Origin of the sequence: Bacillus sp. EE-W1 (assembly GCF_009760835.1) — a bacterium.
GTDB classification, from domain to species: domain Bacteria; phylum Bacillota; class Bacilli; order Bacillales; family Bacillaceae_G; genus Bacillus_A; species Bacillus_A wiedmannii.
Window position 1 is genome coordinate 257,943 of sequence record NZ_WIPE01000074.1, and the last position, 12,792, is coordinate 270,734.

The window sequence follows — 12,792 nt, forward strand, 5'->3', positions numbered from 1 at the left end:
GTTTTTTATTTTACTACAACAAGACGCGGTCCATCTTGCTCACTTTCTTTCATTATCTCATTTTGTTGTTTCTCTTGTCGTTTTACGTGACTAGCAACATTTAATAATATACCCATCGCAATTAGATTAGCCAATAAAGAACTACCACCATAACTAATAAACGGTAAAGGTACTCCTGTAAGTGGTATTAATCCAGACATACCACCAACATTAACAAAAGTTTGTATCCCAATTAAACTTGCAATTCCGATTGCAATTAAACTTCCAAATGGATCTTTACACTTCTGTGCTACTCTAAACGAACGAATGATAATAAGTAGTAAACAGATTAAAATGATAGCTACACCTATAAAACCTAGTTCTTCAGATATAATCGCCATAATAAAATCCGTTTGCGGCTCTGGTAAGTAGCCATACTTTTGTATACTATTTCCTAGTCCTCTACCATTTAACCCACCTGAAGCTATTCCAATAAAGGAATTAACTAATTGAAATCCATCATTTTGAGGATCACTAAATGGATCAAGAAAAACTGAAAATCGAGCTTTTTGGTATTTACTTAATTTATAGTCCCCAATAAAATACAACGCCGGTATCCACACGACAGATGTTAATAAAAATCTTTTTATCCACAAGTTAACATTAACTCCTGAACAGAAGAACATAATTAACACTGTTCCACCTATTAATATGTCAGTTCCTAAGTCATTTTGTAATAAAATTAACACCATCGATCCACCGACAACAAATAAGGGAGGTATTATCCCTTGGAAAAAAGGGGTTTGCCTCTCTTGTTTCTTAGCAAAAAAACTTGCTAACGTAATAATAACTGCTATTTTTACAAACTCAGCTGGTTGTATACCTAGTATCCATCCTTTTGCACCATTGATTACCTTACCGAAAAGGAAAGCTGCTGTTAGTAATCCAATACTCCCTAACCCCATCGCTGCAAGAACTATTTTTTTCCTCCACAATTTGTAAGGGATTATAACGGCAATCACAAGTATTACCGTTCCAATAGCAAGAGCAACTAATTGTTTTTTAAAAAAGTGATCTGCTGGCCAGTTATATTTCGACGAAATCGCGACAATGGAACTAGAACTATATACCATTATAACTCCCAACACACATAATATAACAAGAGGAAGTAATAATGAATAATCCATTGATTTCCATACTCTTTTCATTTCATTTCCTCTTTCTGTTTCAATTTAATTATTGTTGTATTCCATATGTACATTGATTCTTCCTGCTTTATTATACAAATAAAAAGCCCAAACTATTTCAGTTTGAGCCCCCCTATTTGAACCCGTTATTGTTGTTTGTTTGTAAATGCTTCATGAAGTGCAGATAACTCACGTTCAAGCTCTCCTAACATTGCTTTCCCTTGTTCTTCTGCAATAAGACCAAGGCGAACTGCAAAATCGACCTCGCGGGATAGTCCAAACATTTGTGTGTCTAACACTTCTTCATATAATGGACATTGCGGCATTGTAAGATTGTCCATTTGTACCTTAATAAGTCTTAAAATCTTCTCCGCATCCGCTTGTAGAAGGGCTAGTGCCTTTTCCTGATGATTTGATACTGTCTCAGACGCCAAATTGATTCCCTCCGTTTCCGTCCTACTCTCTCCTATCTATTAATATTAGCGATAGTTTTAGTAAATTGCAATAGAAACATTTTTTGTGACAACCGTGTCTAATGCTATTATACTGAAAAGTGGGAGTATAACACAAATGGGGGAACAACAATGAGCGAAATTTTATTTATTAATGGAAAAGTTCGTTTTCCAATCACTATCGATCCAACTGTTTGGATCTTTGATGATCGAAAAGTAGATTTGACAACTTACTTTGATGAAACAAGAGAAAACACTTCAGAACTAGAAGCTTATTTAAAAAACACTTCAGAGCATTGGGATCGCGAAATCCGTGATGGTGCTGCGTTTCCACCGATACAACAAAGTGTAAAGAAATATAAAAAAGAACAACTAATTACCGGAACGTTCGGTATACCATTTCATCCATTTCTTGCTAACGCCGAAATTTCAGAGGACGCTACGCAAGTCGAAATTGAAACAGTAGATCAAACAATAATACTTCCATTAGAAACTGTAGAAAATGCTATTCTTGGTTTTTCAAAAGAAGGAAAGCCATTAAAAGAGGATGGACCTGTTCATCTATATTACAATGATGGATCTAATAGACAAAATCCAATCCGTAACATCCGTAAATTTACAATTATTTAAAGTGTATACTTGGAAGAAAAAGGAGTGAGCCTCAGCTCACTCCTTTTATAATAAATCCGCTGCAAGTTGAGCTAAATTAGACCGCTCCCCTTTAACAAACTTTACATGACCACTAATACGTTGCTCTTTAAACTTCTCTACAACATATGTTAAACCATTATTATATTCATCCAAATACGGGTGATCAATTTGCTGAGGATCTCCCATTAATACAATTTTACTTTTTTCTCCTACCCTTGTTAATATCGTTTTCACTTCATGCTTCGTTAAATTTTGTGCTTCATCAATTATAATGAACTGATCTGGAATACTTCTCCCACGTATATAGGTAAGGGCCTCTACTTCAATCGAACCCATTCCAGCTAAAATAGCATCTAACTCTCCTGGCTTTTTCGTATTAAATAAGTACTCTAGATTATCAAAAATCGGTTGCATCCATGGTCTTAACTTTTCTTCTTTTTCTCCTGGTAAATAACCGATATCTTTTCCGACTGGAACAATTGGCCTTGCAACGAGTAGTTTTTTATATAGTCCTAAATCTTCCGTTTGCATGAGTCCTGAAGCCAACGCGAGTAATGTTTTTCCTGTACCAGCTTTCCCCGTTAACGTTACTAGCGGAATATCTTCACGAAGCAACAATTCTAACCCCATAATTTGCTGCACATTTCGTGGTCGTATCCCCCATACTTGTTCATTGTGAAAAATAAGTTTCTTTACCTTCTTACCTAAATGATCCACAATGCCAAGTGCTGAACTAGATCCCCCTAATGCATCTTTCATTACTACAAACTGATTTGGATAAAAAGGGTGATTTGCAATTTCGGATAAAGGCAATTCACCTTTTTCATAAAAATAATCTAATTGCTCTTTTGATATATACCCTTCTAAAAATCCTGAATATATATTATCTACTTCAATTACACGATCACTTAAATAATCTTCCGCCTTCAAACCAATTGCATCAGCTTTTACCCTTACGAGCACGTCTTTACTTACTAAAATAACAGACTTCCCGTCCTCTTTTTCTTGTTCTTCTAAAGATAGATTTTTTGCTACAGCTAAAATTCGATTATCATTTGTTTTTTCTACAAAAATATCTTGTAGTTGAACAAATGAACGATGATTTAATTCAATACGAAATGTACCGCCGTTTTCTAACGGAATACTTTCATGCAGCTTTCCTATTTCACGAAATTTGTCTATTAACTTAGATACATAACGAGCGTTTCGTCCTACTTCATCCATATAACGTTTTTTCGAATCAACCTCTTCTAATACAACTGCTGGAATCACTACTTCATTTGTTTCAAATGAAAAAATAGATAAAGGATCCTGCAAAAGTACATTCGTATCTAACACATAAATTTTATCCAACCTGTTACCCCCTGACTCCACTTTTAAATTTGTAGAACAAGGGTTTCATCCATAAAATATGGACGAACCATTGTTATAATTATATGTACCGTATAAACGAGGTAGAATCGAAATTCATAACCATGAAACCTTTTATTTATTTTTTATTCATTTCTATTCAATATATTACTTTTAATTATAATTATTAACATAAAATCACAATAACTGATTACAAAAGTTAATAACTTATTTTCTTATTTATCACATTTATAATTCTTTTATTCCTACTAACACTTGGTTATCCAGCTTTTTCGCTGCGCGAATATCATATGTTTTTTCATAGGTTGGCTCAGTTGCAAGCTTCGCTCCATAAAACATAACATCACGTACTTCTTGTACATTTACTTCTATTACAGTTAATTTTAGAGGAATGCCTTCCATTCTATCAGTCAAAATTTCACCTGCACCACTTATGGAAAATACGGATTCATTCGCCATTATAGTCAATACTAGCCCAGTACTATGCCGTATATTTTCCACAATACGTGAACGTTGATCTACTGCAAATCGAATACTAGTTTTACTCACTGCATACACCCAAGAAATAGCACTTACGTTAGGAACTTGTTTTTCGAAGTCTGTTGTTGCTACCATAACAATACATTCTTTACGTAACGTTTGTACTAAATCATCTGTTAATGTAGGATCTACTACATTCGCCATATTTCCACCTCCAAATATACTTACTATATCCTTATCATAACTTATTTTTTGAATTGCGAAAATATTATTTTTTCCCGCTATTATTCAAAAATATTACACTTCCATGATATACTTATACTGATAGAATTCGTATTGAGGTGACGAAATGAGAGTCAAGTGTATGATTTGTGATAAAAAAGATATGTTAGATGATGAAAATCCTATGGCAAAAAAACTACGTAACCGCCCTATTCATACATATATGTGCATGGAATGTTCGGAACGAATTGCAGAACGTACGATGGAACGTCATGCAAGTGGTAATTTCCGATTATACCGTGATAAAAAAGTCGAAGACGATTGGTAAAATGTAAATAAGTCCTTAATCATATAGATAAGGACTTATTTATATTTTTCAGGTTCACGATTCATTTGATCCAAAAAACAATCAATAGCTTCTAACGGAAACCTTGCAGATTTTCTTTCTCCATTCATTTCATATGTAATCAAATACATTTCTTCATTCTTTTTAACTTCCACATTCTTTAATTTATGTTCTTCATATATCATATTTTCAAATAACAAATACGTTTCTTGTGCAGCACGATCATCTGGACGTGCTTCGGCAACTGTTTTAATTGTTAACCAATTATATAACGCATCTTGTACTGAACGCATAAAAATTTGCCCCCTCACCCTGCTTTTTGTTGTCTCGCTTGACGTAAACGCAACCTATAAATCCCAAGTACAATTGCCGCTACAACAAGGCCCTCTCCAACAGGTAAAAAAACTGCAAAGAAAGTTAAAACTGTACATCCAATCGCTAACGATATATATATCACTATATTTTTTATTATTGATAGTTTTCTTGCAAAACCTAAATTATACACAAGTGCACTTAATATAATAATGATGCCATACAGCAACCACATCCCTAGTTCCGGATTTTCATCAACTTTACATAATTTCGCAAAAAACGACATTCTTTCTAACATCATTCATCCCCCTTTCTCACAAGAAACAAATTTTATTTATGTACTTAATACAAGAGTAACCCGCAAAAAAAATACTGTCCACAAAAAAGAGTAAATATTCCAAAAATAAATACAATAAAAAACAGCCACCCCTCAAAGGTAGCTGTTCTATTATTTTACGCTTCTACAGATTTCTTTTTCTTAGCAGCTCTTTCGCGCTCGCTCTTATCAAGAATCTTTTTACGTAGACGAATTGATTCTGGAGTTACTTCACAGAACTCGTCATCGTTTAAGTACTCTAATGACTCTTCTAAAGTCATTAAGCGTGGTTTTTTCATTGTTGAAGTTTGATCTTTCGTCGCAGAACGAATATTAGTTTGTTGTTTCATTTTTACAACGTTAACTGTTAAGTCATTCTCACGAGTATGTTCTCCAACAATCATACCAGCATATACTTCTGTACCTGGTTCAACGAAGATTACACCACGGTCTTCAACTTGCATAATACCGTATTGTGATGCTTTTCCTGTTTCAAGTGAAACTAGAACACCTTGGCGACGTCCACCAACTTGTCCAGCGTGTACTGGTTGGTAGCAATCGAATGTATGGTTTAAAATACCGTAACCACGAGTTAATGTTAAGAATTCTGTTGTGTAACCAATTAAACCACGTGCTGGAACCATGAAAGTAAGGCGAACTTGACCGTTTCCGTTATTCACCATATCTAACATTTCACCTTTACGTGCACCCATAGATTCCATAATAGAACCAGTGTATTCTTCAGGTACATCGATTTGCACGCGCTCTACAGGCTCACATCTTACGCCATCAACTTCTTTAATAATTACTTCAGGCTTAGATACTTGTAGTTCATAACCTTCACGACGCATGTTTTCAATTAGGATAGATAAATGTAATTCCCCGCGTCCAGATACGATCCACGCATCAGGAGAATCTGTATTATCTACACGTAAACTTACATCTGTTTCTAATTGTGAACGAAGACGCTCTTCAATTTTACGAGATGTAATGAATTTACCTTCACGACCTGCAAATGGGCTGTTATTTACAAGGAATGTCATTTGTAGTGTTGGCTCATCAATACGTAATAATGGTAAAGCCTCTTCATGCTCAACCGGACATACCGTTTCACCTACGTTAATGTCTTCCATACCCGAAACAGCTACTAAATCTCCAGCTTTTGCTTCTTCAATTTCTTGACGTTTTAATCCAATGTAACCAAATAATTTCGTTACACGGAATTGTTTTACAGTTCCATCAACTTTCATTAATGCAACTTGTTGTCCTACTTTCATTGTACCACGGAATACGCGTCCAACCCCGATACGACCAACATAGTCATTGTAATCAAGAAGTGCTACTTGGAATTGAAGTGGCTCTTCGCTGTTATCAACTGGTGCTGGAATATGTTCAATAATTGTGTCAAACAATGATTTCATATTCTCTTCTTGATTTGCTGGATTTGAATCTAAGCTTGCTGTTCCGTTCATTGCTGATGCAAATACAACTGGGAACTCTAATTGATCTTCGTTTGCACCAAGTTCGATGAATAAGTCAACTACTTCATCAACTACTTCATCAGGGCGAGCGAAGTCACGGTCAATTTTGTTTACAACAACGATTGGAGTTAAGTTTTGCTCAAGAGCTTTCTTTAAAACAAATCGTGTTTGTGGCATACAACCTTCATATGCATCAACAACAAGTAGAACACCATCAACCATTTTCATGATACGTTCTACTTCTCCACCGAAGTCAGCGTGACCAGGTGTATCTAAAATGTTAATTCTTTTATCTTCATAGTGAATCGCAGTATTCTTCGCTAAAATTGTAATACCACGTTCTCTTTCTAGATCGTTTGAGTCCATTGCGCGTTCTTCAATATGTTCATTCGCACGGAACGTCCCCGCTTGACGTAATAACTGGTCAACAAGTGTTGTTTTACCATGGTCAACGTGGGCAATAATTGCTATATTTCGTAAATCTTGTCGTTTTTTCAACATGTCCAACTCCTAATGTCTTTTTAATCCTTCTCTATTATAAGAGCGAAGGGGATACAATGGCAATCAAAATAAAATCAAGAATGAAAATATAGTTGTATTCTTACTTTTGTGAAAGTAAAATGAGATTGGAGGGTGAAGAAATGGAACACATTCAATATCGCTTTTTATTAACTGCAATTATCGGTGTTATTTTCTTAATCGGTATCGGCATTATGGTTGCTGAAAATAGTCCCATCGGTATTATTATTTGCATTATCGGCACATTTGTTACAGTTGGATACGGTTTTGTAACAAAAAGAAAAATGCGTAAATCGAAATAACGTCAAAAAGTAAGAAGCGCTTATACAGCCTCTTACTTTTTTTGTTACTCCGCTATAAATCGTAACAACTCTTCATACACTCCTGGTTTTGCAACTAATACGCTGCTCTTCTCTACGATAGAAAGCGGGGATCCAGAAAAAGTTGTCACCTTGCCTCCAACTTCCTCTACAATTATCTGTCCCCCACCAAAATCCCATGGTGATAATCTCGGCGTTACATATGCATCTATTCTTCCTGTTGCAACGTATACCATCTCTAACGCTGCACAGCCATATGATCTCGTGCCTCTTGCTTTCTTAACCAGCGCCATCATACTTTCCTTATTAAGCATTGGATTGTCGGTAAGCCATATCGCATTTAAAGCTACAATACCTTGCTCTACAGTTCCTTTTTCCAATAAAGGTATTGGTACTTCATTACAAAATGCTCCAGCTCCCTTTACCGAATGGTATAATTCATCATGAACTGGATCATAAATGAGTCCAACCTTTCCGATACCGTTCTCATAAATTCCAATTGAAATTGCGAAATTTCTTTTTTGATGAACAAAGTTCATCGTGCCATCAATTGGATCAATTAACCAAACAACCCCATCAGAAGAAGTTACCTCATCTCCATAACCTTCTTCTCCTAAAATATTATGGTTCGGGAATGTTTCTTTAATTTTCCCAATTAAAAACTGTTCTATTTCTCGGTCCATATTTGTTACTAAATCAGCTGCATTGGATTTCGTTTCTATAATAAGTGCTTTTTCCATTGATGCCTTTAAAAACTCTCCTGCATCTCGAATCCACTGTTTGGCGTGTGCATCGATGTCTTTCCATACTTCTTGCATGTTTAAACACTCCGATCTATACTGTTCACAGAAAAAACGAACCCTTTATAAGGTTCGCACCAACTAATTTTTTATACATATACTATTATTACGCTTCTAAACGAATCATTTCAAGTCTTAACACTTCTAACTTTTGTACACACTCTTCTTTTTTCAGTTTATCATTTTCCATCATCGCATCATATAAAGTTGCTAATTCATAATCTAGCTCCAAACGTAGCACCGGTATTCTCTTTTCAGCATCTGTTCTCTTTAACGCATTAATCACCTGTCTCATATTATTTGCCTCCTCCCAATATTCGTCTGCCCTCGGACTGGAATTGATTCAATTTTCTGATTTTTTGTTTTATACTATACTATGTTGGATAAATCATCTATGCAACAAAATTATATTTTTTTATTTAAATTTTTTTGTGCTGTTTTTTTTATGAATAGTACAAGCTATGCTAAAATAAAAGCAAAATAGGAGTTGGAGGAACAATCATGACACTACAAACATTCAAGTCAACTGATTTTGAGGTCTTTACAGTTGATGGTCTCGAAGAACGAATGAGTGCAATTAAAACGAACATTCATCCTAAGCTTGAAGCTTTAGGGGAACAGTTTGCAACGTATTTATCCAAACAAACTGATGAGAACTTTTTTTATCATGTAGCAAAACATGCACGCCGCAAAGTCAATCCACCAAACGATACTTGGGTTGCTTTTTCAACAAATAAACGCGGTTATAAAATGCTGCCACATTTCCAAATTGGATTATGGGGTACTCATGCCTTCATATACTTTGGTTTAATCTATGAGTGTCCACAAAAAGTGGAGACGGCTCACGCCTTCTTAGAACATTTAAATGATTTAAAAACAAATATTCCAAATGACTTCGTTTGGTCCATTGACCATACTAAACCAAGTGTAAAATTACATAAAACACTTGAAACAGAAGACTTACAAAAGATGATTGAACGTCTAGCTACTGTGAAAAAAGCAGAATTATTAGTTGGTATTCATATATCACCAGAGGAGTTTTCAGCAATGACCAACGAACAATTCCTTGCTAAGATTGAATCTACGATGCAATCACTCCTTCCTTTATATGCACTTTGTAATCGATAGTAGAAAACGGACAATTTATATTGTCCGTTTTTAGTTGTTATCACATTATATCACTTCAGTTTTCATTTTTCAAAATTTTTTTACATTTTCACAAGCTTTTGTTCTTCAGTTTCTTTCGCCCTTTGAATCGCACGGTATATAGAATATCCACTTACTTCTTGAAACTCTTTATCAATTTTCTTCTCTTCTGCTTTAGATGGAACAATCTCTTTAAAACGACGATATAATCCCATTAATTCTTCTCTTATAATTCCTTTTTCATATGCTTTCTCAATTGCTTCATAAAACTTCACAATTACAACCATTTCCTCATTTGACCAATTATAATCTAACGGATATTGATATTCCATTTCGCACCTCATTTATCATTTCTTCTTATTTCAATATGCTATCTTAAAGGGATTTTTTTCTTCTTCACTATAGCCACTTTGCATTATACACTATTTATTCATTGTGATGGAATTGTCTTCCTCTATAAGTTAATTGGAAATAACTATTTAACATACTCACTGTAAAAATATTTTTTTCTATACATCTATAATTATTGGTGATATAATGCTTTTGTTTTATAGAAAATAAAGTGAACCTACCATCTCAAAAATGCTTTTGTGATTGGCAGAAAAACAAGTCTCATTCTAAAAAGCACTTAACTTTTTTAGAACAAGATTATATAAAACAAACTCTAATAAATATTATGAAAAAGAAGGGGTGTATAGATTGTCCCAATACGAAACACCATTGTTTACCGCTTTAGTTGAGCACAGTAAGCGAAATCCAATTCAATTCCATATTCCTGGTCACAAAAAAGGACAGGGCATGGATCCTACATTTCGCGAATTTATTGGGCATAATGCATTAGCAATTGATTTAATTAATATTGCGCCGCTCGATGATTTACATCATCCAAAAGGTATGATTAAAGAAGCACAAGATTTAGCAGCCGCTGCATTTGGTGCAGATCATACTTTCTTTTCTATTCAAGGTACAAGTGGTGCAATAATGACAATGGTGATGAGCGTGTGCGGTCCTGGTGACAAAATCCTAGTGCCACGAAACGTGCATAAATCAGTAATGTCAGCTATTATTTTCTCAGGTGCAAAACCGATTTTCATGCATCCTGAAATCGATCCAAAACTTGGTATTTCACACGGAATCACAATTCAATCTGTCAAAAAGGCACTTGAAGAGCATTCAGATGCGAAAGGCTTACTTGTTATTAATCCAACATACTTTGGCTTTGCTGCGGACTTAGAACAGATTGTCCAATTAGCCCATTCTTATGATATCCCTGTACTAGTTGATGAGGCTCATGGTGTTCATATTCATTTTCACGATGAATTGCCGATGTCAGCGATGCAAGCCGGTGCAGATATGGCAGCAACAAGTGTTCACAAATTAGGAGGATCTTTAACGCAAAGTTCTATTCTTAACGTGAAGGAAGGCCTTGTGAACGTTAAACATGTTCAATCTATTATTAGCATGCTTACGACTACATCAACTTCTTACATCTTGTTAGCATCCCTAGATGTTGCTAGAAAACGTCTTGCTACAGAAGGAACAGCACTCATAGAACAAACAATTCAATTAGCGGAACAAGTTCGTGATGCTATTAATGCTGTTGAGGATCTTTACTGTCCTGGGAAAGAAATGCTAGGTACAGATGCTACTTTTAACTACGATCCTACAAAGATAATTGTATCTGTAAAAGATTTAGGTATTACAGGCCATCAGGCTGAAGTATGGCTTAGAGAGCAATATAACATTGAAGTAGAACTCTCGGATTTATACAACATACTATGTCTTGTCACTTTTGGGGATACAGAAAGTGAGACAAATACACTTATTGCAGCATTACAAGATTTAGCAGCAACATTTAGAAATAAAGCCGATAAAGGTGTTCAAATACAAGTAGAAATTCCAGAAATACCAGTGCTAGCACTTTCTCCTCGAGATGCTTTTTATTCGGAAACAGAAGTCATTCCGTTTGAAAATGCAGCAGGTCGTATTATAGCTGATTTCGTTATGGTTTATCCGCCAGGGATTCCAATCTTTACTCCGGGGGAAATTATTACACAAGATAACTTAGAGTATATTCGTAAAAACTTAGAAGCGGGTTTACCTGTACAAGGTCCTGAAGATATGACATTACAAACATTACGTGTGATTAAAGAGTACAAGCCTATCAGTTGATAGGCTTTTCTTTCACCTTTTTTCTCTTTTCCCATACGATATTAAGTAATGTAACGTATAGGTGGGGATACTATTATGATTGTAATAGGCCGTTCTATTGTACATCCTTATATCACAAATGAATATGAGCCATTTGCAGCTGAGAAACAACAAATTTTATCGATAATGGCAGGAAATCAAGAAATTTATTCCTTCCGAACATCTGATGAACTCAGCTTTGATCTAAATTTGCGAGTGAATATTATTACTTCTGCATTAGAACTTTTTCAAAGTGGATTTCAGTTTCGCACATTTCAACAATCCTTTTGCAACCCCCAGTATTGGAAAAGAACACCACTTGGAGGATTCGAGCTACTACCAAACATACCCCCTTCCATTGCCATACAAGATATTTTCAAAAACGGAAAACTATATGGAACTGAATGCGCCACCGCTATGATCATTATTTTTTACAAAGCTTTACTATCATTATATGAGGAAGAAACTTTCAACCGTCTCTTTGCAAACCTTTTACTTTATACGTGGGACTACGATCAAGATTTAAAGCTCATAACAAAAACGGGTGGCGATCTTGTTCCAGGTGATCTCGTTTATTTTAAAAATCCACAAGTGAATCCAGCTACGATCGAGTGGCAAGGAGAAAATACAATCTATCTAGGAAATTTCTTTTTTTACGGACATGGCGTAGGTGTAAAAACAAAAGAGGAAATTATATACTCATTAAATGAACGACGAGTCCCTTACGCTTTTATTTCAGCTTTCTTGACCGATACTATTACCCGTATTGATAGCCGTCTCATGAGCCACTACGCCTCTCCTAGCACTCCACAGACATCGATAGGATTTATTCCGATTAGAGATGATGCAATCGTTGCAACAGTTGGCCATACAACTACAATTTATTAAAAAAAGCGCCTACATATGTAGGCGCTTCTTCTTATTTAAGCTTTTGTATGTTCTTTATGGTCACATTCGCAATGAGATCCACATTTTCCGTATAGTACTGTTGATTTTTCATCTTCAAAATGTCCGATTGTT

Annotated in this window: 17 protein-coding genes; 6 read left to right on the forward strand and 11 right to left on the reverse strand. The window is 35.2% G+C overall.

Annotated features, from left to right (window positions below):
* Positions 1–5 precede the first annotated feature (5 nt).
* On the reverse strand, positions 6–1,187 hold the full coding sequence (gene ftsW / locus GFJ36_RS20500) for a putative lipid II flippase FtsW (RefSeq protein WP_098649124.1): 1,182 nt from the start codon (positions 1,185–1,187) through the stop codon (positions 6–8).
* A 125-nt stretch (positions 1,188–1,312) separates the two neighbouring features.
* Positions 1,313–1,600 (reverse strand): Fpa/YlaN family protein, encoded by a 288-nt coding sequence (locus GFJ36_RS20505; RefSeq protein WP_000135698.1) that lies wholly within the window; start codon positions 1,598–1,600, stop codon positions 1,313–1,315.
* 150 nt (positions 1,601–1,750) lie between these two features.
* On the opposite strand from GFJ36_RS20505, the gene GFJ36_RS20510 reads away from it, so the two are divergent.
* Complete coding sequence (locus GFJ36_RS20510; protein WP_088123318.1) at positions 1,751–2,248, forward strand: molybdopterin-binding protein; 498 nt, start codon at positions 1,751–1,753, stop codon at positions 2,246–2,248.
* A 45-nt stretch (positions 2,249–2,293) separates the two neighbouring features.
* On the opposite strand, the gene GFJ36_RS20515 is transcribed toward GFJ36_RS20510, so the two are convergent.
* Together GFJ36_RS20515 and GFJ36_RS20520 are read right to left on the reverse strand one after the other, a co-directional pair.
* Entirely contained in the window at positions 2,294–3,622 is a 1,329-nt protein-coding gene (locus GFJ36_RS20515) for a PhoH family protein (protein ID WP_000358079.1), read from the reverse strand.
* Positions 3,623–3,868: 246 nt separating this feature from the next.
* Positions 3,869–4,324 (reverse strand): PNPOx family protein, encoded by a 456-nt coding sequence (locus GFJ36_RS20520; RefSeq protein ID WP_000024571.1) that lies wholly within the window; start codon positions 4,322–4,324, stop codon positions 3,869–3,871.
* 145 nt (positions 4,325–4,469) lie between these two features.
* Between GFJ36_RS20520 and GFJ36_RS20525 the strand changes: the two genes are divergently transcribed.
* Entirely contained in the window at positions 4,470–4,670 is a 201-nt protein-coding gene (locus tag GFJ36_RS20525; protein ID WP_001995040.1) for a YlaI family protein, read from the forward strand.
* Positions 4,671–4,705: 35 nt separating this feature from the next.
* Here GFJ36_RS20525 and GFJ36_RS20530 read toward each other — a convergent pair whose 3' ends face one another.
* The 3 genes from GFJ36_RS20530 to typA form a co-directional block, all read right to left on the reverse strand.
* On the reverse strand, positions 4,706–4,981 hold the full coding sequence (locus tag GFJ36_RS20530) for a hypothetical protein (RefSeq protein ID WP_046956451.1): 276 nt from the start codon (positions 4,979–4,981) through the stop codon (positions 4,706–4,708).
* Positions 4,982–4,995: 14 nt separating this feature from the next.
* Positions 4,996–5,298 (reverse strand): YlaH-like family protein, encoded by a 303-nt coding sequence (locus tag GFJ36_RS20535; protein ID WP_000893656.1) that lies wholly within the window; start codon positions 5,296–5,298, stop codon positions 4,996–4,998.
* A 155-nt stretch (positions 5,299–5,453) separates the two neighbouring features.
* Positions 5,454–7,298, reverse strand: coding sequence for a translational GTPase TypA (gene typA / locus GFJ36_RS20540; RefSeq protein ID WP_000914755.1), 1,845 nt, complete (start codon positions 7,296–7,298; stop codon positions 5,454–5,456).
* A gap of 140 nt (positions 7,299–7,438) precedes the next feature.
* Between typA and GFJ36_RS20545 the strand changes: the two genes are divergently transcribed.
* Positions 7,439–7,618 (forward strand): DUF5325 family protein, encoded by a 180-nt coding sequence (locus GFJ36_RS20545; RefSeq protein WP_000400128.1) that lies wholly within the window; start codon positions 7,439–7,441, stop codon positions 7,616–7,618.
* Between the two features lie 44 nt (positions 7,619–7,662).
* On the opposite strand, the gene GFJ36_RS20550 is transcribed toward GFJ36_RS20545, so the two are convergent.
* Complete coding sequence (locus GFJ36_RS20550) at positions 7,663–8,454, reverse strand: inositol monophosphatase family protein (protein ID WP_098230329.1); 792 nt, start codon at positions 8,452–8,454, stop codon at positions 7,663–7,665.
* A gap of 88 nt (positions 8,455–8,542) precedes the next feature.
* Positions 8,543–8,731 (reverse strand): hypothetical protein, encoded by a 189-nt coding sequence (locus GFJ36_RS20555; RefSeq protein ID WP_001250166.1) that lies wholly within the window; start codon positions 8,729–8,731, stop codon positions 8,543–8,545.
* Positions 8,732–8,937: 206 nt separating this feature from the next.
* Here GFJ36_RS20555 and GFJ36_RS20560 point away from each other — a divergent pair, with 206 nt between their 5' ends.
* Positions 8,938–9,564, forward strand: a complete 627-nt coding sequence (locus GFJ36_RS20560; RefSeq protein WP_000175087.1) for a YktB family protein — start codon at positions 8,938–8,940, stop codon at positions 9,562–9,564.
* Positions 9,565–9,644: 80 nt separating this feature from the next.
* Here the strand turns inward: GFJ36_RS20560 and GFJ36_RS20565 are convergent, their stop codons facing one another.
* Positions 9,645–9,914 (reverse strand): UPF0223 family protein, encoded by a 270-nt coding sequence (locus tag GFJ36_RS20565; protein ID WP_000456567.1) that lies wholly within the window; start codon positions 9,912–9,914, stop codon positions 9,645–9,647.
* Positions 9,915–10,281: 367 nt separating this feature from the next.
* Between GFJ36_RS20565 and speA the strand changes: the two genes are divergently transcribed.
* Complete coding sequence (speA, locus tag GFJ36_RS20570; protein ID WP_000084901.1) at positions 10,282–11,754, forward strand: arginine decarboxylase; 1,473 nt, start codon at positions 10,282–10,284, stop codon at positions 11,752–11,754.
* Between the two features lie 75 nt (positions 11,755–11,829).
* Positions 11,830–12,660, forward strand: a complete 831-nt coding sequence (locus tag GFJ36_RS20575; RefSeq protein ID WP_000635322.1) for a protein-glutamine gamma-glutamyltransferase — start codon at positions 11,830–11,832, stop codon at positions 12,658–12,660.
* Between the two features lie 35 nt (positions 12,661–12,695).
* On the opposite strand, the gene GFJ36_RS20580 is transcribed toward GFJ36_RS20575, so the two are convergent.
* A partial coding sequence (locus GFJ36_RS20580) for a GapA-binding peptide SR1P (protein ID WP_157349741.1) occupies positions 12,696–12,792 on the reverse strand: 97 nt, incomplete at its 5' end.